Here is a 21,326-nt window from a genome sequence, read left to right as displayed (position 1 = left end):
CCGCGGCCCAGTGATGCATTCCCGATGCTCGAACAGTACGTCAAGAAGATCCTCACCTCGCGCGTCTACGACGTTGCGGTCGAAACCCCGCTGCAGAGCGCCGGGCAGCTGAGCAAGCGCCTGGGCAACCAGATCCTGCTCAAGCGCGAAGACCTGCAGCCGGTGTTCTCGTTCAAGATTCGCGGGGCCTACAACAAGCTCGCCCAGCTGAGCGCGGAAGAACTGGCCCGTGGCGTGGTCACCGCCTCGGCCGGCAACCACGCCCAGGGCCTGGCCCTGGCTGCGCGGGAAATGGGCATCAAGGCTACCATCGTGATGCCCAAGACCACCCCGGAGATCAAGATCGAAGGCGTGCGTTCGCGCGGTGGCAAGGTGGTGCTGCATGGCGACACGTTCCCCGAGGCACTGGCCTATTCGCTGAAGTTGGTGGATGAAAAGGGCTTCGTCTACATCCACCCCTACGACGACCCGCACACCATTGCCGGGCAGGGCACCGTGGCCATGGAGATCCTGCGCCAGCACCCTGGCCAGCTGGACGCGATCTTCGTGCCCGTGGGGGGTGGCGGCCTGATCGCCGGCATTGCCGCGTACGTCAAGTACCTGCGCCCGGAAATCAAGGTGATCGGCGTCGAGCCGGACGATTCCAACTGCCTGCAGGCGGCCATGGCGGCCGGCGAGCGCGTGGTGCTGCCACAGGTCGGGCTGTTTGCCGACGGCGTGGCGGTGGCGCAGATCGGCCAGCACACCTTCGATATCTGCCGTCACCATGTGGATGAGGTGGTGACTGTCAGCACCGACGAGATCTGTGCCGCGATCAAGGATATCTATGACGATACCCGCTCGATCACCGAACCTGCCGGTGCGTTGGGTGTGGCTGGCATCAAGAAGTACGTCGAGCTGTACGGCGTGAGTGGCCAGACCCTGGTGGCCATCGATTCGGGTGCCAACGTCAATTTCGACCGCCTGCGCCATGTGGCCGAACGTGCCGAGCTGGGTGAAAAGCGCGAAGCGATCATTGCCGTGACCATCCCGGAGCGCCCGGGTAGCTTCAAGGCCTTCTGCGAGGCCATCGGCAAGCGCCAGATCACTGAATTCAACTACCGCAAGCATACCTCCGACGAAGCGCACATCTTCGTTGGCGTACAGACCCACCCGGAAAACGACCCGCGCGCGGCATTGGTACAGCAACTGACCGAGCAGGGCTTCCCGGTTACCGACCTGACCGACAACGAGCTGGCCAAGCTGCATATTCGCCACATGGTCGGCGGGCATTCGGCGGGTGCCAGCGACGAAATGGTCCTGCGCTTCGAGTTCCCCGAACGGCCAGGGGCGCTGTTCAACTTCCTCAACAAGCTGGGCGGGCGCTGGAATATCTCGATGTTCCACTACCGCAACCACGGCGCGGCTGACGGGCGCGTGGTGGCAGGGTTGCAGGTGCCGGAGGACGAGCGCCACCTGGTGCCGACGGCGCTGGCCAAGATCGGCTACCCGTACTGGGACGAGACTGATAACCCGGCTTACAAGCTGTTCCTGGGCTGAGCGGCTAAGCTAAGCCAGATCTCTCGCCTTTTGTAGGAGCGGCCTTGTGTCGCGATGGGCCGCAAGGCGGCCCCGGCAATGTGTGAGCATGGCCGAGATCCCGGGGCCGCTTTGCGGCCCTTTCGCGACACAAGGCCGCTCCTACACAGAGAAAGGCTGCTGCCAAAATGGCCTGATAAAGGACAATTCGGACATGGAACACCTGACCACCTTCAAAACCCTCCACATCCTCGCCACCGCACTGCTGCTGCTGGGTGCCCTTGGCCTGGCGATCTGGACCGTACGCGCCCGTCGCCAGGGCGATGGCGAGGCCTACGCCAAGCTGCTGCGTCGGCCGCTGGTGTTCGTCTGGCTGGTGATGGGCCTGTGCCTGGTGAGCATGCCGTTCACCGGCTGGTGGCTGGTACACCTGGTGGGCTGGCCGCTGGGGCAGGCTTGGGTGCTGGCGTCCAGCGTCATCTATATATTCGGCGCGTTTGCCGTGTGGTGGTTGCTGGTGCGGCTGAACCGGCTGCGCAAGGCCGAGGTAGTGGGGTTGCGTTTTACCTTGGCGCTGGCGGTGTTCAGTGGGGTTTGTTTCCTGTCCATCGCCGGGCTGATGGGCGCCAAGCCCGTCTGAAGGCCTTGTGCTCGTTGGGCGGGCCCATTCGCAGGTAAACCCGCGAATGGGCCGGCACAACAGTGCCTCAATCGCGCAACGAGAGCACCGGCCACCCGCGCTTCTCGGCCTCGGCCCGCAGGTTCGGGTCCGGGTCCACCGCCACCGCATGCGTTACCCGCTGCAGCAACGGCAGGTCATTCATCGAGTCGCTGTAAAAGCAGCTGTTCTCCAGGCCGAAGCCGTTCTCCAGCATCCAGCGTTCCAGCCGCGTCACCTTGCCTTCACGGAAACAGGGTATATCGGTACTACGCCCGGTATAACGGCCATCACGCATCTCGCATTCGGTCGCCAGCAACACGCGAACCCCCAGGCGCCGAGCAATCGGCGCGGTGACGAAGCGGTTGGTGGCGGTGATGATCACCAGCTGGTCGCCCGCTTCGCGGTGTTGCTCCAGCAGGGCCAGCGCCTTGGGCAGGATGATCGGCTCGATGCAGTCGCGCATGAAGTCGCGATGCCATTCGTCGAGCTGGGCCACGGACGTTGCCGCAAGGATTTCCATGGAAAAGGCCAGGTAGGCCTGCAGGTCGAGCGTGCCGTTCAGGTAGTTCTGGTAGAACGCATCGTTGCGTTGCTTGTAGGCAAGCGGGTCGACGATGCCGCGCTCGCACAGGTAATCCCCCCAGGCATGGTCGCTATCGCCACCGAGGAGGGTATTGTCCAGGTCGAATAAAGCCAGGCGCATCGCGGTCACTCGCATCAGCCACAAGGTAGGCCCGCAGAATACGGAGTTTTCACACGGCTGCACATAAGCTTGGCGGGCGCGTTGCTGCGCTCGCAAGCTTTGTGGAACAATGCGGTGACATGCGTTTGCGAGGTTGCTGCCGTGATCGACCCGGATGGTTTTCGCCCCAATGTCGGAATCATTCTCACGAATGATGCCGGGCAGGTGCTATGGGCTCGACGGATCAACCAGGATGCCTGGCAATTCCCCCAGGGTGGCATCAACCCTGACGAGACGCCGGAAGACGCCCTGTACCGCGAGCTGAACGAAGAAGTTGGCCTGGAACGCGATGATGTGGAAATTCTTGCCTGCACCCGTGGCTGGTTGCGTTATCGTTTACCCCAGCGACTGGTACGTACGCATAGCCAGCCGCTGTGCATCGGCCAGAAGCAGAAGTGGTTCCTGCTGCGCCTGGTCAGCAACGAACAACGGGTGCGGATGGACCTGACCGGCAAGCCGGAATTCGACGGCTGGCGCTGGGTCAGCTATTGGTACCCGCTGGGCCAGGTTGTGACATTCAAGCGCGAGGTCTACCGACGCGCCCTGAAAGAGCTAGCACCGCGTCTGCTGACGCGCGACTGACGACGGAGTTCGACCCCGAGCCATGCTCAATACGCTGCGCAAGATCGTCCAGGAAGTAAACTCCGCCAAAGATCTCAAGTCGGCGTTGGGGATCATTGTCTTGCGTGTCAAGGAGGCCATGGGCAGCCAGGTCTGCTCGGTCTACCTGCTCGACCCGGAAACCAACCGCTTCGTGCTGATGGCCACCGAAGGCCTGAACAAGCGCTCCATCGGCAAGGTCAGCATGGCCCCCAACGAGGGCCTGGTTGGCCTGGTCGGTACCCGGGAAGAGCCGCTGAACCTGGAAAACGCCGCCGATCACCCGCGTTACCGCTATTTTGCCGAAACCGGCGAAGAGAAATTCGCCTCCTTCCTCGGTGCGCCGATCATCCACCACCGCCGCGTGGTCGGGGTACTGGTCATCCAGCAAAAGGAGCGTCGCCAGTTCGACGAGGGCGAAGAAGCCTTCCTGGTCACCATGAGCGCCCAGCTGGCCGGGGTCATCGCCCACGCCGAGGCGACCGGCTCGATCCGCGGCCTCGGCCGTCAGGGCAAGGGCATCCAGGAAGCGCGCTTCGTCGGTGTGCCGGGCTCGCCTGGGGCCGCCGTGGGGCGCGCGGTGGTGATGCTGCCGCCGGCCGACCTGGAGGTGGTGCCGGACAAGACCGTCGATGACATCGACGCCGAACTGAGCCTGTTCCAGAACGCCCTCGAAGGCGTGCGCGACGACATGCGCAAGCTGTCCGCCAAGCTGGCTACCCAGCTGCGCCCGGAAGAACGCGCGTTGTTCGATGTGTACCTGATGATGCTCGAGGACGCGGCCCTGGGCGGTGAGGTGACCGAAGTCATCAAGACCGGCCAGTGGGCCCAGGGCGCCTTGCGCCAGGTGGTGGGCGAGCACGTCAACCGCTTCGAGCTGATGGACGATGATTACCTGCGTGAGCGCGCCTCCGACGTCAAGGACCTCGGCCGGCGCCTGCTGGCCTACCTGCAGGAGGCCCGCTCGCAGTCCCTGGTGTATGCCGACAACACCATCCTGGTCAGTGAAGAGCTGACCCCGGCGATGCTCGGCGAAGTGCCGGAAGGCAAGCTGGTCGGCCTGGTCTCGGTGCTGGGCTCGGGCAACTCCCACGTCGCCATCCTGGCCCGTGCCATGGGCATCCCCACGGTGATGGGCCTGGTCGACCTGCCCTATTCCAAGGTCGACGGCATCGAGATGATTGTCGACGGCTACAAGGGCGAGGTGTTCACCAACCCCAGCGAAGTGCTGCGCAAACAGTACAGCGATGTGGTCGAAGAGGAACGCCAGCTGGCCCGCGGCCTTGATGCCCTGCGCGAACTGCCGTGCGTTACCCCGGATGGCCATCGCATGCCGCTGTGGGTCAACACCGGCCTGCTCGCCGACGTGGCCCGTGCCCAGCAGCGCGGTGCCGAAGGGGTGGGCCTGTACCGCACCGAAGTGCCGTTCATGATCAACCAGCGCTTCCCCAGCGAGAAGGAGCAGCTGGCCATCTACCGCGAGCAGCTGGCGGCATTCCACCCGCTGCCGGTGACCATGCGCACCCTCGACATCGGCGGCGACAAATCGCTGTCGTACTTCCCGATCAAGGAAGAAAACCCGTTCCTCGGCTGGCGCGGTATCCGCGTCACCCTCGACCACCCGGAAATCTTCCTGGTGCAGACCCGCGCCATGCTCAAGGCCAGCGAGGGCCTGAACAACCTGCGTATCCTGCTGCCGATGATTTCCGGCATCCATGAGCTGGAAGAGGCCCTGCACCTGATCCACCGCGCCTGGGGCGAAGTGCGCGACGAAGGGACCGATGTGCCAATGCCGCCGGTGGGCGTGATGGTCGAAATTCCTGCGGCGGTGTACCAGACCAAGGAGCTGGCGCGGCAGGTGGACTTCCTCTCGGTCGGTTCCAACGACCTGACCCAGTACCTGCTGGCCGTAGACCGCAACAACCCGCGTGTGGCCGATCTGTATGACTACCTGCACCCAGCGGTGTTGCAGGCGCTCAACACGGTGGTGCGCGACGCCCACGGCGAAGGCAAGCCGGTGAGCATCTGTGGCGAGATGGCCGGTGACCCGGCGGCGGCGATCCTGTTGATGGCAATGGGCTTCGACAGCCTGTCGATGAACGCCACCAACCTGCCGAAGGTGAAATGGATGTTGCGCCAGGTGAACCTGAGCAAGGCCAAGGAGCTGTTGGTGGAAGCCCTGAGCCATGACAACCCGCAGGTTATCCACAGCTCGCTGCAGCTGGCCCTGAAGAACCTGGGGCTGGCACGGATGATCGGGCCAGAGGCCAATAAGACCCTGTGAAGTGCCGGGGCCGCTTGGCGGCCCTTTCGCGACACGAGTCCGCTCCTACAGAGAATGCAATTGCCCAGGGATAGGCGATCCCCTGTAGGAGCGGCCTCGTGTCGCGAAAGGGCTGCAAAGCAGCCCCCTTGGCCCTCAAACCATAAGATCAACTTCCCCCAGGTGCCCACCAAACGGCCCGAAACTGCGCTCAACCAGCCGCCTTCTGCCTTGATCATCTACCAACAGCACGGTACTCGCCCGCGTGCCATAGTTCTGGCTGGCAATGAACACACTCGACAGCAGTTTCTCGGTCGCCAATCCCACCCCGGTCTCCGGCAACTCGCCTTCCGGCGCAGGTTCGGCATCGGCCAGCAAGGCCAGCAACCGCTGCGGGTCTGCCGTCTCGAGCAAACCCTGCAGCCCGCTGCGCGCCTTCACCAGCTTCGGCCATGGCGTATCCAGCCCGGCGTTGGATAACCCGTACACCCCGGCCTCGAGCAAGCGCGGTGCGGCCTCCCGCGCATGCAGGTAGCCAAGCTGTCGGCCATCGCCCACCAACAGGTTGAACCCCGAATACTGATCACTACGGCTGGCCACCTGATCCAGATAGGCCTCCACCCCCAGCTCACCCTGCAGGTAGGCGGCTACCAGCTCGCCGCGTGAACGTGGACCCAACGGTTGCCGTGGGTCGCGGATATTGGTCAGCGCCGCGAAACGCCCTTGCGGACCCACCCCCAACCAGGTTCCGCCGGCCTCCAGGTCGCGCCCGGCATACACCCCTGGTGCGTCTTCCCAGGCTGCCAGGGCCTGGGTAGGGCGAGCATAGAACTCGTCGCGGTTGGCCGCCACCACCAATGGCAGGGCATGCCCTGGTCGCCAGGCGAATACGATCAGGCACATCGTTCGAGCCTCTGTGTGTTTTTGCCACTGTACCCACAGCGGTGGGGCTGATCCATCCTGACACAGACTTCACTAGAGCGCCGAGCCCGGCTTCCGTTACCATGCCGGATTGTTTTTTGGGGGAAGACGAATGGAATTCGTGCTCTATCTGGTGTTGGGCGCCTGTGCCGGTGTGCTGGCCGGGTTGTTCGGTGTGGGTGGTGGCATCATCATCGTGCCGGTGCTGGTGTTCAGCTTCACCTTGCAGGGGTTCGATGCCTCGGTGCTGACTCATCTGGCGGTTGGCACATCGCTGGCAACCATCGTCTTCACCTCGATCAACGCCGTGCTCGAACACCATCGCAAAGGCGCGGTGCAGTGGCCGATCTTCGCCTGGATGACCCTCGGCATCCTCATCGGCGCCGGTATCGGCGCCAAGACCGCCTCGCTGATCCAGGGGCCGCTGCTGCAGAAGATCATTGGCGTGTTCGCCCTGGTCATCGCCGCCCAGATGGCCCTGGACCTCAAGCCCAAGGCCAGCCGTGGCATCCCCGGCAAACCCGCGCTGGTCGGTGCCGGTGGGGTGATCGGCTGGGCCTCGGCCATTTTCGGCATTGGCGGTGGTTCGCTGACCGTGCCGTTCCTGACCTGGCGCAGCCTGCCCATGCAGCAGGCGGTGGCTACGTCCTCGGCCTGCGGCCTGCCGATTGCCGTGGCCAGTGCCCTGAGTTTCATGCTGCTGGGCTGGAATGAGGCGCACCTGCCGGCTCATAGCCTGGGTTACGTGTACTTGCCGGCGCTGGTCGGCATTGCCGTGACCAGCATGTTTTTCGCCCGCTTCGGCGCGCGCCTGGCGCACAAGTTGTCGCCACGTTTGTTGAAGCGCCTGTTCGCAGCCTTGCTGTTCTGCGTCGGGCTCAGCTTTCTGATTTGAACCGAGAGGAAGTTCCATGCTGCCTTACCCGCAGATAGATCCCGTGGCCGTAGCCATCGGGCCGCTGAAAATCCATTGGTACGGCCTGATGTACCTGGTCGGCATAGGGGGTGCCTGGCTGCTCGCCTCGCGCCGGCTGAACCGCTTCGACCCCACCTGGACACGCGAAAAGCTCTCCGACCTGGTGTTCTGGCTGTCGATGGGGGTGATCGTCGGTGGCCGGCTGGGCTACGTGCTGTTCTACGATCTGCACGCCTACCTGGCCAACCCGACGCTGATCTTCGAGGTCTGGAAAGGCGGCATGTCGTTCCACGGCGGCTTCATCGGCGTGATGCTGGCGGCCCTGTGGTTCGGCAAGCGCAACAACAAGTCGTTCTTCGAGCTGATGGACTTCGTTGCCCCGCTGGTGCCGATCGGCCTGGGCGCCGGGCGCATCGGCAACTTCATCAACGCCGAGCTGTGGGGCAAGCCGACCGATGTGCCGTGGGCGATGATCTTCCCGCCGTTCAGCGACCCGGCGCAGCTGCCACGGCACCCGTCGCAGCTGTACCAGTTCGCCCTCGAGGGCGTGGCGCTGTTCGTCATCCTCTGGCTGTTCTCGCGCAAGCCGCGGCCAACCATGGCGGTGTCGGGCATGTTCGCGTTGTTCTACGGCATCTTCCGCTTCATCGTCGAATTCGTCCGCGTACCAGATGCCCAGCTCGGCTACCTGGCCTGGGGCTGGCTGACCATGGGTCAGATTCTGTGCGTGCCGATGATCCTGGCTGGCCTCGGCCTGATCTGGTGGGCTTATAATCGCAAGCCCACGGCGAAACCCGCCTGATTAATCCCACGGCAGGGGCGATCCTCCTGCCGTTCTTGCTACAGGTAAGCCATGAAACAGTATCTGGACCTGGTCCGCGACGTCATCGAAAACGGCACGCTGCAGGGCAACCGCACCGGCATCCGCACCATCAGCCTGCCGGGCGCCATGCTGCGTTTCGACTTGCAGAAGGGCTTCCCGGCCATCACCACGCGCAAGTTGGCGTTCAAGTCGGCGATCGGCGAAATGGTCGGTTTCCTGCGCGGTGTGAAAAACGCCGGTGAATTCCGCGAACTGGGCTGCAAGGTGTGGGACCAGAATGCCAACGAAAACGCCCAGTGGCTGGCCAACCCGTTCCGCCAGGGCCAGGACGACCTGGGCGAGATCTACGGCGTGCAGTGGCGCCAGTGGCCGGGCTACAAGCGCATCCCGCTGAGCAACCCGGAGGCCATCGAGATGGCCGAGCGGGCAGGCTTCCGCCGCATTGCCCAGGACGAGGAGGACGGGGTCGCCTTCGTCATCCTGTACAAGGCCATCGACCAGGTGCGTCAGTGCCTGGACACCATCGCCAACGACCCGGGCAGCCGGCGTATCCTGTTCCACGGCTGGAACTGCGCGCAGCTGGACGAAATGGCGCTGCCGCCGTGCCACCTGTTGTACCAGTTCCACCCGAATGTAGAGACGAAGGAAATTTCCCTGACCCTGTACATCCGCTCCAACGACCTGGGCCTGGGTACACCGTTCAACCTCACCGAAGGTGCGGCCCTGTTGTCGCTGTTCGGCCGCCTTACCGGCTACACCCCGCGGTGGTTCACCTACTTCATCGGCGATGCCCATGTGTATGAAAACCACCTGGACATGCTCAACGAACAGCTCAAGCGCGAGCCGCTGGAAGCGCCGAAGCTGGTGATCAGCGACCGCGTTCCGGCGTTTGCCGAGACTGGCAAGTACGAGCCGGAGTGGCTGGAGAAGATCGAGCCAAGTGATTTCTGGCTGGAAGGGTATGAGCACCATGCGCCGATGACGGCGCCAATGGCGGTCTGACTGATCGCTATTGCCTGAACTGGCCTATTCGCGGGCACGCCCGCTCCCACAGGTACAGCGCAGCCTTCAGGTGCGGCGCGGTCCCTGTGGGAGCGGGCGTGCCCGCGAAGCTTTTTGGGCTCAATGCCCGTGACTACGCCCCACATGCGAATGCTCGGTATCCGGCACCGATACCGCCCCGTTCGTTTCCAGTTGCTGCAAGATCGCGCACTCAGCCCCCTGTGCATTGCAGCGCCGCCGTAGCTCCACAAGCTGTTCCTGCAGCGCCACCAACCCATCGATGCGTGCCTGCACATGCTCGATATGCTCGTCGATCAGCGCATTGACGCTGCCGCAAGAACCCTCCGGGCTGTCGCGCAGGCGGAGCAGGCTGCGGATTTCGTCAAGGGTCATGTCCAGGGTGCGGCAGTTGCGGATGAAGGTCAGCCGCTCGACGTGGGCCTGGGTGTACAGCCGATAGTTGCCCTCTGTGCGTGCCGGCTCGGGCAGCAGCTGTTCGCGCTCGTAGTAACGGATGGTTTCCACGGCGCAATCGGTGGCCTTGGCCAGTTCTCCGATCTTCATCAGCAAATCTCCAGCAAGTGGCTTGACCCTATAGTGGCTACAGGGTGTTCACTTGGCAACAGGCGCAAATCAAGGACGCACTCATGAACCAGTCTGTCAGCCACGAACATAAGCATCACCACCACGCCCACAGCTGCTGTGACGCCTCCGCTGCGCCCGCCAAGGTACAGGTGAGCGGAAAGGCCAGCAGCCACGCCCAGCTCAGCCGCTTCCGCATCGAGGCCATGGACTGCCCGACCGAGCAAACGCTGATCCAGGACAAACTGGGCAAGCTGGCGGGTATCGAACAGCTGGAATTCAACCTCCTGAACCGCGTACTCGGCGTACGTCACACCTTGGACGGCACGGCTGAAATCGAACAGGCGATCGACAGCCTGGGCATGAAAGCCGAACCGCTTGGCAGCGCAGATGAAGGCACCCGCCGCGCGCCTCAATCGGCCAAGGCTCGCTGGTGGCCGCTGGCACTGTCGGGCGTTGCCGCGCTCGCCGCCGAAATCGTGCACTTCTGGGCGCTGGCACCAGAATGGGTGGTGGCGGCATTGGCGCTGGCGGCAATCCTGGGCTGTGGCCTGGGTACCTACAAGAAGGGCTGGATCGCCCTCAAGAACCGCAACCTCAATATCAACGCGTTGATGAGCATTGCCGTGACCGGCGCCGTGCTGATCGGCCAGTGGCCGGAAGCCGCCATGGTGATGGTGCTGTTCACCGTCGCCGAACTGATCGAAGCCCGCTCATTGGACCGGGCACGCAACGCCATCGGCGGCCTGATGCAGCTCGCCCCGGACATGGCCACCGTGCGCCAGGCCGATGGCCAATGGCACGAAACGGAGGTGCGCGAGGTGGCCATCGGTGCCTTGGTGCGGGTACGCCCCGGCGAGCGCATCGGCTTGGATGGCGAAGTGACAAGTGGGCAGTCCAGCGTCGATCAGGCGCCGATCACCGGCGAAAGCCTGCCGGTGGAAAAGGCGGTTGGCGACAAGCTGTTCGCCGGCACCATCAACCAGGCGGGGGCGCTGGAGTTTCGCGTCACCGCCGCTGCCGGGCAATCGACCCTGGCGCGGATCATCAAGGCGGTCGAGGAAGCCCAGGGTGCGCGGGCGCCGACCCAGCGCTTCGTCGACCGCTTCTCGCGCATCTACACCCCGGCGGTGTTCGCCATTGCATTGGCCGTGGCGGTAATACCGCCGCTGTTCCTGGCGGGCGGCTGGTCCGACTGGGTCTATCGCGCCCTGGTGCTGCTGGTCGTGGCCTGCCCGTGTGCCTTGGTGATTTCAACCCCGGTGACCATTGTCAGCGGCCTGGCCGCCGCCGCACGCAAAGGTATCCTGATCAAGGGCGGTGTGTACCTGGAGGGCGGCCGCCATCTGGACTTCCTGGCGCTGGACAAGACCGGCACCATCACCCATGGCAAGCCCGTGCAGACTGATGCCAAGGTACTGGAGCCGCTGTTCGAAGGCCGCGCCCAGGCCCTGGCCGCAAGCCTGGGCGTGCGTTCGGACCACCCGGTGTCGCGCGCCATCGCGCAGTTCGGCAGGCAGAAAGGCCTGGCCCTGGCCGAGGTCGAAGATTTCGCGGCCCTGGCCGGCCGTGGCGTGCGGGGTACCATCGCCGGCGAGGTCTACCACCTGGGTAACCACCGCCTGGTCGAGGAGTTGGGGTTGTGCTCGCCGCAACTGGAGGCCCAGCTGGATGCGCTGGAGCGTCAGGGCAAGACGGTGGTGCTGCTGCTCGACCGCTCCGGCCCGCTGGCCTTGTTCGCCGTGGCCGACACAGTCAAGGACAGCAGCCGCCAGGCGATCGCCGAGCTGCATGAATTGGGCATCAAGACGGTCATGTTGACCGGGGACAATCCGCATACCGCCCAGGCCATCGCTGCCGTGGTCGGCATCGACCGCGCCGAAGGCAACCTGCTGCCCGGCGACAAGCTGCAGAGCATCGAAACGTTGTACGCCCAGGGCCACCGGGTGGGCATGGTCGGGGACGGCATCAACGATGCGCCGGCGCTGGCCCGTGCCGAGATCGGTTTTGCCATGGCGGCGGCCGGTACCGACACCGCCATCGAAACTGCCGATGTTGCGTTGATGGACGACGACTTGCGGAAAATCCCTGCCTTCGTCAGGCTGTCGCGGCAAAGTGCGGCGATCCTCATGCAGAACATCGTTCTGGCGTTGGGTATCAAGGCGATATTCCTGGCGATCACCTTTGCCGGCATGGCCACCATGTGGATGGCAGTGTTCGCCGACATGGGCGTCAGCCTGCTGGTGGTGTTCAACGGCTTGCGCCTGTTGCGCAAATAAGAGGACGTGCATGCTGAGTTCGGAGCTCAAAGCCTTCTACATGGTGGCCCGCCTGGGCAGCATCACCCTGGCGGCGAAGAAGCTCGGGCTCAGCCAGCCCACGGTGACTACGCAGATTCGTAACCTGGAAAGCCAGTACGCGGTGGAGCTGTTCTACCGCGGCGGGCGGCGCCTGGTGCTGAGCGAAGAGGGCGGGCGCCTGCTGCCGATGGTCAAGGCGCTGCTGCAGCAGGAGGCCGACATCGAGTTCGAACTGCGCAACAGCGGCCAGGCTCAGGGCAGCTTGCGTATTGCGGCCACGGCACCTTACTACATTCTCGACCTGGTGAAGATCTACCGTGAACGCCTGCCGCAAGTGGACGTGGCGGTAGAAATCGGCAACTCGCAGCAGGTTCTGGAAATGCTCGAGGAGTACCGGGTGGATATCGCTGCTTCGTCGCAGCTGGTGGAGGATGCGCGGCTGGTGCGGCGGGTACTGGGGACCGACCCGCTGGTGGTAGCGGTGCACCGCAATCATCCGTTGGCCCATCACCAGGCGGTTTCGATCGAGGCGCTGGCCGGGCATTGCCTGCTGCTGCGCGAGAAAGGCTCGACTACGCGCAAGCTGACCGAGCAGATGATGCGGGAAGCCGAGGTGACGGCCGGCACGTTGCTGGAAATTGGCAGCCGTGAATCGATCCGCGAGGCGGTGTTGCGCAATATCGGCATCAGCGTGATTGCCCGGCACGAAGTGCCGCACAACCCCGAACTGCGGGTGCTGGCACTGGAAAACGCGCCGGTGATGCACGAGTACCTGTATTGCCTGAAAGAGCGGCGTCAGGCCAGGTTGCCGGCCGCTTTCCTGGGGGTGGCACAAGAGGTGGCGGGTCCGCGTTTCTGATTCAAGACCAGCACAGCCTGTAGGAGCGGCCTTGTGTCGCGAAAGGGCTGCGAAGCAGCCCCGGGATTTCAGTTTCACCGCAAAAAACTGCTGGGGCTGCTTCGCAGCCCTTTCGCGACACAAGGCCGCTCCTACAAAATCTGCCTATACCACTATTGCCGGCTTTTGCCCTGAAGCCACACAACCTTCGCATAGCCTTCCTAGCATGGCCCCATCTCTTCGATGAGGCCCTGCCATGAACCCCACCACCTCCGGCGCACCGATGAAAGTGCGCAACATCCACAAGCGCTTCGGTGCCTTCACCGCGCTCAACGATGTCTCGCTGGACATCAACGCCGCCGAGCTGGTGTGCCTGCTGGGCCCGTCCGGCTGCGGCAAGACCACCCTGCTGCGCTGCATCGCCGGCCTGGAGCACCAGGACAGCGGCACGCTGTTCATCGGCGAGCGCGATGTCTCCGCGCTGCCACCCCAGGCCCGGGACTACGGCATCCTGTTCCAGTCCTACGCGTTGTTCCCCAACCTGAGCGTCGAAGCCAACATCGCCTACGGGCTGGCCGGCAGCGGCCGCGATCAGGCCCGCCAGCGGGTGGCCGACATGCTCGAACTGGTAGGCCTGGTCGGTAGCGAGAAAAAGTACCCTGGCCAGCTCTCCGGTGGGCAGCAACAGCGTGTGGCCCTGGCCCGTGCGCTGGCACCGGCGCCCTCCCTGCTGCTGCTCGACGAGCCGATGTCGGCGCTGGATGCCCGCGTGCGCGAGCACCTGTGCAGCGAATTGCGCCAGTTGCAGCGCCAGCTGGGCATCACCACGCTGATGGTCACCCACAACCAGGACGAAGCCATGCTGATGGCCGACCGCATTGCGGTGATGAACAACGGCCGGGTCGAGCAGTACGCCACCCCACAGGCAATCTACGACCAGCCCGCCACGCCATTCGTTGCCGAATTTGTCGGCCAGGGCAACTGGTTGCCGTTCCAGCGCAGCGGCGACAGCCATGCCCAGGTGGGCGGCATGAACATGCGCCTGGCGCCGGGTGCGGCCCAAGCCAGCAGTGGCCGGCTGTTCTGTCGCCCGGAGGCGATCGCGGTCAACCCGCCGGTACCCGAAGACAACCTGTTCCCGGCGTTGATCCGCGAGATCACCTTCCTCGGTAACCGCTGCCGCATGCGCTTCGAGCTCAAGGCCCTGCCAGGCCATGCGCTGCTGGCCGAGCTGGCCCCCGAGGCCATGCCACGGCTGGGCTCGCAGGACATCTGGGTGGCACTGCCGCCACAGTGCCTGCAGGTGTTTGCCTGAGATGGCCGCGCCAATGTCCCTGCCGTTGAGCCAGGCCCAAGCCGCTCGAAACGCTGGCGTCGCCCGGGGTGACCGGTTGTTCGTCGTCGGCGGCAAGAGCCTGCTGCTGATCCTGCTGCTGGTGGCGGTGCTGATGCCGCTGCTGGCAATCTTCTGGCGCGGCTTCAGCGCCGAAGCGGGCCAGGGTGGCGGCCTGGTGGCGGCAGGCGAGCTGTTCGCCAGTGCCAACTTCCACTGGTTGCTGGGCAATAGCCTGGCGGTCGCTTTCACCGTCGCGGCCATCGTGGTGCCACTGGCCTATCTGTTCGCGTATGCGTTGCAACGCACGCTGGTCCCGGCCAAGGGTCTGTGGCGGGGCATTTCCCTGTTACCGCTGCTCGCGCCGTCGATGCTGCCGGCCATTGCCCTGGTCTACCTGTTCGGCAACCAGGGGCTTCTGCGCGGGTTGCTCAGCGACAATATCTATGGCTTCTGGGGCATTGTGCTGGGCGAAGCCATCTACACCTTCCCACATGCGCTGATGATCCTGCTGTCGGCCCTCTCGCTGGCCGATGCACGCCTGTTCGACGCCGCGTCCAGCATGGGCGCCGGGCCGTGGCGGGCCTTTTTCAGCATCACCTGGCCGGCCACGCGCCAGGCAGTGTTCGCGGCGTTCTGCCTGGTGTTCACCCTGACCATCACCGACTTCGGCGTACCCGTCGTGGTTGGCGGTGATTATCAGGTGCTGGCGCTGGAAGCCTACAAGGCCGTGGTCGGCCAGCAACAGTTTGGCCGTGGAGCGTTGATCGGCATGGTGCTGCTGGTGCCGGCGCTGTTGAGCTTTTCCGTCGACGCCTGGCTGCGCCGACGCCAGGGCGAGGCCATGAGCGGTCGTGCCCAGGTGTTCGAGGCAAAGCCGTCACGGGCCCGCGATGCCTGCTTCCTGGCCATCGTGCTACTGGTGTGTGCGGCGTTGCTGCTGGTGATTGGCATGGCGGTGTATTCGTCGCTGGTTACCTTCTGGCCCTACAACCTGTCGCTGTCGCTGCGTCACTACATGTTCGAGGACACCGCCGGAGGCGGCTGGCTGGCCTATCGCAACAGCGTGACCATGGCCGTCGGCACTGCGCTGATCGGCAGCATGGTGATCTTCACCGGTGCCTACCTGATGGAGAAGACCCAGGGCCAACGCCTGCTCAACCAGGCGCTGCGCTTGCTCAGCTTCATCCCCATGGCTGTGCCGGGCCTGGTACTAGGCCTGGGCTACGTGTTCTTCTTCAACCTGAACGGCAACCCCTTGCACGTGTTCTATGGCGGCATGGGGCTGTTGGTGGTGTGCACCATTGCCCATTACCTGACCACCGCACAGATGACCGCGACCACCGCGCTGCGCCAGCTCGACGGCGAGTTCGAGGCCGCCGCGCTATCGCTGAAGGCTCCACTGTACCAGCACTTCCTGCGGGTGACCGTGCCGATCTGCCTGCCGGCGCTGCTGGACATCATCCGCTACCTGTTCGTCTCGGCGATGACCACCGTCTCGGCGGCGATCTTCCTGTACAGCCCCGACACCATCCTGGCTGCCGTCGCCGTGCTGAACATGGACGACGCCGGCAACGTCGGCGGTGCCGCCGCGATGTCCACCCTGATCCTGCTGACCAGTGCTGGCGCTTCACTGTTGCTGGCCGCAGCCTCACGCGGCCTGCTGCGCCGCTCCCAAGCCTGGCGCCAACGCGCCGCGACCGTCTGACCTGTAAGGAACCTACCCATGCACAAGCACCTTGCACTTGCCGCTGCCGTTTCCGCCGTGTTCAGCCTGCAGGCCTCGGCCGCGGCTACCCAGCTGACGGTCTACACCGCGCTGGAAGCCGAACAGCTGAAGAGCTACAAGCAGGCCTTCGAGAAGGCCAACCCGGACATCGAGATCAAGTGGGTCCGTGACTCCACCGGCATCATCACCGCCAAGCTGCTGGCCGAGAAAGACCGCCCGCAAGCTGACGCCGTATGGGGCCTGGCGGCATCGAGCCTGGCCATCCTCGATCACAATGGCATGCTTGAAGCCTATGCACCCAAGGACCTGGACAAGATCGCCGGTAACTATCGCGATGCTGCCAACCCGCCAGCCTGGGTCGGCATGGACGTGTGGGCTGCCACCCTGTGCTTCAATACCATCGAGGCCGAGAAGCAGGGCCTGAGCAAGCCGGTCAGCTGGCAGGACCTGACCAAGCCCGAGTACAAGGGCAAGATCGTCATGCCCAACCCGGCCTCGTCCGGCACCGGCTTCCTAGATGTCAGTGCCTGGTTGCAGACCTTTGGCGAGCCGCAGGGCTGGGCCTACATGGATGCCTTGCACGAGAACATCGGCCAATACGTTCATTCCGGGTCCAAGCCGTGCAAGCTGGCGGCGGCGGGCGAGTTCCCGATTGGCATCTCGTTCGAGTACCCGGCCGTGCAGCTCAAGCGCCAGGGCGCGCCGCTGGACATCGTGCTGCCGAAGGAAGGCCTGGGCTGGGAGATCGAGGCGACCGCAGTGATCAAGGGCTCGCCGAAGGCGGATGCGGCCAGGCGCCTGGCTGATTTCTCGGCCAGCCCGGCGGCCATGCAGCTGTACAAGGAGAACTTTGCCGTGCTGGCCGCGCCGGGTATCGCCAAGCCACAGACCGAGTTGCCGGCGGATTACGAACAGCGGTTGATCAACAACGACTTTGCCTGGGCTTCGCAGAACCGTGACCAGATCCTGGCCGAGTGGCGCAAGCGCTATGACGGCAAATCGGAGAAGGTCGCCCAGCAGTAACCCGCACTGGCCTCTTCGCGGGCGTGCCCGCGCAGCATCCAGCACCGCAATCACGCCAGGAGAAGGCTGTTATGCCTACCCCAACCCAGATCATCGACAGCATCTTTGCCCTTTACCAGCGCCACGGCAATGACGATTACATCGGCGAGGCCATCACTCAGCTCGAACATATGTCCCAGGCCGCGCAACTGGCCATGGCCGAGGGCTTTGACGATGAAGTGGTGCTGGCGGCGTTCTTCCACGACATCGGCCACCTGTGCGGCGGTGACGCCAGCATGGGCGGCTATGGCGTGGTCAGCCATGAACGCATCGGCGCCGAGTACCTGCGCCGCTGTGGCTTTGGCGAGCGCATGGCGCGGCTGGTGCAGAACCACGTGGAGGCCAAGCGCTACCTGACCTTGCGCCAGCCGGGGTATTACCAGCGGTTGAGCGAGGCGAGCCGGCGCACGCTGGGATATCAGGGGGGCGTGATGAACGAGGCCGAGGCGGATGCGTTCGAACGCGACCCGCTGTTCGAGGTGAGCTTGCGGATGCGGGATTGGGACGAGAGAGCCAAACAGGTCGATGTTGCGCTGCTCGACCTGGATGAGTTGAAACAGAAGGCGCTGGCGTTACTTTGAAATGCTGGCTGCCAGCACAGGCCCAATCGCCGGCTTGCCGGCGATGAGACCAGGCCTGCAGGCTCAGATCTGCGAAACCAGCGCCTCCAGTTGCTCTTGCCGCTCCGCCTGGTTCAGCTTCGCCCCAGGGTTCAGGGTGGACCACTGCGGATGCGCCCGCGCCTTCACCAGTGCCTCCGGCAACTTGCCCTCACGCCAGGTCTGCTCATCCAGCGCTTCCAGGCGAATGCTGTCCTGCGCTGCATGCCCGCGATTTTCCAGCGCGACCTGCAGCTGCTGCTGACGCAGGGCCAGCAGGCGCAACACGGTATCGTCCACGGTCAGCTCGCGCTTGCCTTTCAACTTGCCCATCAGGCGCGACCCATAGTTGCGGGCGGTTTGCAGCGCGCCTCCGGCAATCGCCCCGGCCAGTGCCGCCGCGCCGAGGGTGAGGCCGCCCACCAGTAGGTCGACCCCGGCACCGGCCGCAGCACCGGCCGCCACACCGCTGCCCAGGCGCACGCCGAGCAGTTTCAAGGTCTCCGGATTGAACAGGTCGTCGCCCCAGCGGCCATCCAGCAACGGCAGGTCGCTGGCATGGGCATCCTCGCGGCGAAAGGCATACAGCTTGAGCAACGCTTCGACACAGCGCTGTTCGCGCTGGCGTACCTCTTGCCGCAGCGCCTCGATGGCCCGGGCCTCGGCCGCTGGCTCGGCCTCGACACTGCGCCGGCAGGCGGCGCAGTCCAGCAGCAGCTCGGCGATCAGGCGCTTGCCGCTGTGCCGGCGTGCCAGGCGCTGCGCCTGCTGGTCGTCGATCAGCCGCTGCAAGGCCGGGCGGGCGTTTTCCAGCAGTAGCGCCAGGCTTTCGTACAACCGGCGCTCGCCATCCTCTGGCGGGGCCACGCTGTCGAACCGCACCAATGCGTGAAGGCCAAGGCGGGCGAGGGCTTCACGCCATTGCGGCTCGCGATGCGCGTGGCTGGCGACGAAGTTGAGCACCGGTAGCAGCGGCTTGCCGCAGCTGGCCAGTACCTCCAGCTCGTCGCGGTACTTGGCCAGTACCGGCTCGCGGGCATCGATCACATACAGGCCGGCATTGCTGGCCAGCAGCTGGCGCAGCACCTTGGCCTCCTGTTCGAAACGTTGGCGTGCTTCGCTGCCCTGCAGAAAGCGCTGCAGACGGGCCGGGCCGTCGAGGCGCTCGCCCGGGCGGTCCAGGCGTTCAAGGTAGTCGAGCAGGGCGATGGCGTCTTCCAGGCCCGGGGTGTCGTACAGTTCCAGCAGGGGCTCACCGTCCACCGACAGCCGCGCCCCTTCTACGTGGCGGGTGGTGCTGGGGCGGTGGGATACCTCGCCGAAGCCGACGTCACGGGTCAGGGTGCGCAGCAGCGAGGTCTTGCCGACGTTGGTGTGGCCGACCACGGCCAGTTTCAGTGGCTCAGTCATGGCCATGCTCCAGCCAGGTCAGTGGTGAGGTATCGGCATGTGGCAAGCCAAGCCGGTCGAGGGCTTCGTGCCAGTCACCCAGGCGCTGCGCGTCCAGGGCCTGGCCCGGTGCGGCCTGTAGCAGCCAGATGCGGGTTGCGCCGGCATTGCGTGCCAGTTCGGCGAGCAGCGCCAGGCTGCCACGGTCGGGCGAGCGGCGTGGGTCGCAGGCAATGGCCAGGCGCGCCGGGGGGAAGCGGCTGAGCTGCTCCAGCAGCCGGTTACGCGATTCACGGCTATCGAGCACACCGGCATCGGTCACGCTTTTCGGCAATGTGGGTGGCCAGGGGCGCTGGTCGTCCAGTTCCAGGCCGACCAGCAGTGCGCCACTGCTGCCGCTTTCCAGCTGGCCGGCGGTGAACGCCGGCAAGGTATCGGGCGCGGCGTCCTGTACGCCGATGCGTTCGCTGCGTGGCATCAGCGCTTCACGCAGTTGCGCGTAGCCGGGCAGGCTGAGATCCAGCGCCAGGCACCCACGGCCCTGGCGCCAGCGCCACAGGCACAAGCCGGCCAGCAGCAGGCGTGGCAACAAGCCATAAACCAGCACCACGCCGAGCAGCCAGCTGGCCCAGGCTTGCCGTGCCAGGTCCAGGGCCGGCAAGCTGTCGCCGCTCGCACGGATCATGCCCTCGTCGGGCACGGCGAAGCCCAGCAGCGAGGGCAGGGCGCCCAAGGCCTGGGTCAGGTGGATGAACGGGTCGGCAGCGAGCAGGGTGGTTTCCCAGACGAAGCCATAGCGGCGGGTGGCCAACAAGGCCAGCAGCATGCCCAGCGCGCTGATCATCGCCAGCAGCCACAACCCGTGCACCAGCAGGCCGAGCAACCAGCGGCTGAGGCGCTGGCGCTGCAACAGAACCAACAGTGCCGGGGCCAGGTGCGCGGCCTTGGCGTCGCGGGCGAAGCGTTCGCTCAGCCACAGCCACAGGCGGCCCAGCCCGGCGCCATACTCGCCGCTGGCGGCAAAGCCGATGGCCCAGCCCAGCAGCATCAGCAGGTCAAGCCCGAGCAGGCTGCCCAATGCCCAGAACACATTTACCGGGCGCTGGCCATCACCGAGGGCCGCCAAGGCCAGCCCCGCGCCGCTGAGCATGGCCAGTATCAGCAAGGCCAGCAGCGCCAGGCGCGCGCCCTGTTTCCAGTGGCGCAGGGCGACGCTCATGCCGTCGCGTTCAGCCAGGAACAGCGCACGGGTTTCAACCCGGGTCGCCAGGTCACCTCCCGCTTGGCGGGCACGGCGGTTGGCTTCCTGGTCCTCCAGGGGGCCGGCATGTTCCTCGCGCAGGCGTACCGCTTCGGTGAGCCAGCGCTTGTCCAGGAAAGTCGGAGCAGTCACAAGGTCTTCCAATGCACAGGTCAGGGCAGAAGCATAACCCACACGCCCGGTGCTATCCTCGCTGGCATGAATACATCACTCCCCCTCAGCCTGATCGCGGCGCATGCCGAAAACCGCGTGATCGGCATCGACAATTCCATGCCCTGGCATTTGCCGGGGGATTTCAAGTACTTCAAGGCCACCACCCTGGGCAAGCCGATCATCATGGGGCGCAAGACCTGGGATTCCCTGGGGCGGCCGCTGCCCGGGCGCTTGAACATCGTGGTCAGCCGCCAGGCAGGGCTGGAGCTGGCCGGTGCCGAGGTGTTTGGCTCGCTGGAACAGGCCCTGGTCCGCGCCGAGCAGTGGGCGCGTGAGAACGGTGTCGATGAATTGATGCTGATTGGTGGGGCGCAGCTGTATGCGCAGGCGCTGGAGAAGGGGCTGGTCAGCCGGATGTACCTGACACGGGTGGATTTGGCGCCGGAAGGGGATGCCTGGTTCCCCGAGTTTGATCAGGGGCACTGGCGGCTGGTGTCGAGCGAGGCACAGGCAGAGGAAGGCAAGCCTGGGTATCATTTTGAGGTTTGGGACAAGGTTTGAGATTTTAGGGCTGCTTTGCAGCCCATCGCGACATAAGGCCGCTCCTGCAGGCGGCCGCGCAAGACGGACATGC

At 64.9% G+C, this 21,326-nt stretch carries 19 protein-coding genes; 14 read left to right on the top strand and 5 right to left on the bottom strand.

Annotated features, from left to right (window positions below):
• The first annotated feature begins 24 nt into the window (after positions 1-24).
• Positions 25-1,539: a threonine ammonia-lyase, biosynthetic gene (gene ilvA, locus JKP78_RS08075; RefSeq protein WP_200626505.1), complete on the top strand. Its 1,515-nt coding sequence runs from the start codon at positions 25-27 to the stop codon at positions 1,537-1,539.
• Between the two features lie 193 nt (positions 1,540-1,732).
• Positions 1,733-2,158 (top strand): DUF2269 family protein, encoded by a 426-nt coding sequence (locus JKP78_RS08070; RefSeq protein WP_200626503.1) that lies wholly within the window; start codon positions 1,733-1,735, stop codon positions 2,156-2,158.
• A gap of 67 nt (positions 2,159-2,225) precedes the next feature.
• On the opposite strand, the gene JKP78_RS08065 is transcribed toward JKP78_RS08070, so the two are convergent.
• On the bottom strand, positions 2,226-2,882 hold the full coding sequence (locus JKP78_RS08065; protein ID WP_200626501.1) for an HAD family hydrolase: 657 nt from the start codon (positions 2,880-2,882) through the stop codon (positions 2,226-2,228).
• Between the two features lie 141 nt (positions 2,883-3,023).
• Between JKP78_RS08065 and JKP78_RS08060 the strand changes: the two genes are divergently transcribed.
• Both JKP78_RS08060 and ptsP read left to right on the top strand, forming a co-directional pair.
• Positions 3,024-3,503, top strand: a complete 480-nt coding sequence (locus tag JKP78_RS08060) for an RNA pyrophosphohydrolase (RefSeq protein ID WP_003249017.1) — start codon at positions 3,024-3,026, stop codon at positions 3,501-3,503.
• A gap of 22 nt (positions 3,504-3,525) precedes the next feature.
• Positions 3,526-5,805 (top strand): phosphoenolpyruvate--protein phosphotransferase, encoded by a 2,280-nt coding sequence (gene ptsP / locus JKP78_RS08055; RefSeq protein WP_170033513.1) that lies wholly within the window; start codon positions 3,526-3,528, stop codon positions 5,803-5,805.
• Positions 5,806-5,940: 135 nt separating this feature from the next.
• On the opposite strand, the gene JKP78_RS08050 is transcribed toward ptsP, so the two are convergent.
• Positions 5,941-6,687 carry an NRDE family protein gene (locus JKP78_RS08050; protein WP_186684175.1) on the bottom strand — a complete coding sequence of 249 codons (747 nt, stop codon included), beginning with the start codon at positions 6,685-6,687 and terminating at the stop codon, positions 5,941-5,943.
• 130 nt (positions 6,688-6,817) lie between these two features.
• On the opposite strand from JKP78_RS08050, the gene JKP78_RS08045 reads away from it, so the two are divergent.
• The 3 genes from JKP78_RS08045 to JKP78_RS08035 are packed head-to-tail and all read left to right on the top strand — an operon-like array spanning position 6,818 to position 9,446.
• A complete protein-coding gene (locus JKP78_RS08045) occupies positions 6,818-7,600 on the top strand; it encodes a sulfite exporter TauE/SafE family protein (RefSeq protein WP_170033509.1) in 783 nt (260 codons plus the stop codon).
• 16 nt (positions 7,601-7,616) lie between these two features.
• Complete coding sequence (lgt, locus tag JKP78_RS08040) at positions 7,617-8,423, top strand: prolipoprotein diacylglyceryl transferase (RefSeq protein ID WP_170033507.1); 807 nt, start codon at positions 7,617-7,619, stop codon at positions 8,421-8,423.
• A 51-nt stretch (positions 8,424-8,474) separates the two neighbouring features.
• Positions 8,475-9,446: a thymidylate synthase gene (locus tag JKP78_RS08035; RefSeq protein ID WP_186684177.1), complete on the top strand. Its 972-nt coding sequence runs from the start codon at positions 8,475-8,477 to the stop codon at positions 9,444-9,446.
• Positions 9,447-9,566: 120 nt separating this feature from the next.
• Here JKP78_RS08035 and cadR read toward each other — a convergent pair whose 3' ends face one another.
• Positions 9,567-10,010, bottom strand: coding sequence for a cadmium resistance transcriptional regulator CadR (cadR, locus tag JKP78_RS08030; protein ID WP_186684179.1), 444 nt, complete (start codon positions 10,008-10,010; stop codon positions 9,567-9,569).
• An 83-nt stretch (positions 10,011-10,093) separates the two neighbouring features.
• Here cadR and JKP78_RS08025 point away from each other — a divergent pair, with 83 nt between their 5' ends.
• The 6 genes from JKP78_RS08025 (at position 10,094) to JKP78_RS08000 (ending at position 17,871) form a co-directional block, all read left to right on the top strand.
• Positions 10,094-12,307 (top strand): heavy metal translocating P-type ATPase, encoded by a 2,214-nt coding sequence (locus JKP78_RS08025; RefSeq protein WP_200626499.1) that lies wholly within the window; start codon positions 10,094-10,096, stop codon positions 12,305-12,307.
• A gap of 10 nt (positions 12,308-12,317) precedes the next feature.
• Positions 12,318-13,187: a LysR family transcriptional regulator gene (locus JKP78_RS08020; RefSeq protein WP_200626497.1), complete on the top strand. Its 870-nt coding sequence runs from the start codon at positions 12,318-12,320 to the stop codon at positions 13,185-13,187.
• Positions 13,188-13,422: 235 nt separating this feature from the next.
• Complete coding sequence (locus JKP78_RS08015) at positions 13,423-14,481, top strand: putative 2-aminoethylphosphonate ABC transporter ATP-binding protein (RefSeq protein ID WP_200626495.1); 1,059 nt, start codon at positions 13,423-13,425, stop codon at positions 14,479-14,481.
• A gap of 1 nt (position 14,482) precedes the next feature.
• A complete protein-coding gene (locus JKP78_RS08010) occupies positions 14,483-16,207 on the top strand; it encodes a putative 2-aminoethylphosphonate ABC transporter permease subunit (RefSeq protein ID WP_200626488.1) in 1,725 nt (574 codons plus the stop codon).
• 18 nt (positions 16,208-16,225) lie between these two features.
• Positions 16,226-17,251 carry a putative 2-aminoethylphosphonate ABC transporter substrate-binding protein gene (locus JKP78_RS08005; protein ID WP_186684186.1) on the top strand — a complete coding sequence of 342 codons (1,026 nt, stop codon included), beginning with the start codon at positions 16,226-16,228 and terminating at the stop codon, positions 17,249-17,251.
• A 71-nt stretch (positions 17,252-17,322) separates the two neighbouring features.
• Positions 17,323-17,871 (top strand): phosphonate degradation HD-domain oxygenase, encoded by a 549-nt coding sequence (locus JKP78_RS08000; RefSeq protein ID WP_170033465.1) that lies wholly within the window; start codon positions 17,323-17,325, stop codon positions 17,869-17,871.
• A 63-nt stretch (positions 17,872-17,934) separates the two neighbouring features.
• Here the strand turns inward: JKP78_RS08000 and JKP78_RS07995 are convergent, their stop codons facing one another.
• Positions 17,935-19,299, bottom strand: coding sequence for a GTPase/DUF3482 domain-containing protein (locus JKP78_RS07995; RefSeq protein ID WP_186684188.1), 1,365 nt, complete (start codon positions 19,297-19,299; stop codon positions 17,935-17,937).
• On the bottom strand, positions 19,292-20,683 hold the full coding sequence (locus tag JKP78_RS07990; protein WP_200626610.1) for a DUF2868 domain-containing protein: 1,392 nt from the start codon (positions 20,681-20,683) through the stop codon (positions 19,292-19,294). Before JKP78_RS07990 ends, JKP78_RS07995 begins: the two co-directional genes overlap by 8 nt.
• 54 nt (positions 20,684-20,737) lie before the next feature.
• On the opposite strand from JKP78_RS07990, the gene JKP78_RS07985 reads away from it, so the two are divergent.
• Positions 20,738-21,253, top strand: coding sequence for a dihydrofolate reductase (locus JKP78_RS07985; RefSeq protein WP_186684190.1), 516 nt, complete (start codon positions 20,738-20,740; stop codon positions 21,251-21,253).
• The last annotated feature ends 73 nt before the right edge of the window (positions 21,254-21,326 follow it).

This window comes from Pseudomonas sp. LAM2023, from assembly GCF_016620375.1.
GTDB lineage: Bacteria > Pseudomonadota > Gammaproteobacteria > Pseudomonadales > Pseudomonadaceae > Aquipseudomonas > Aquipseudomonas anuradhapurensis.
Note: the sequence above shows the minus strand (reverse complement) of the source record. Positions and strands in the feature narration are given on the sequence as shown.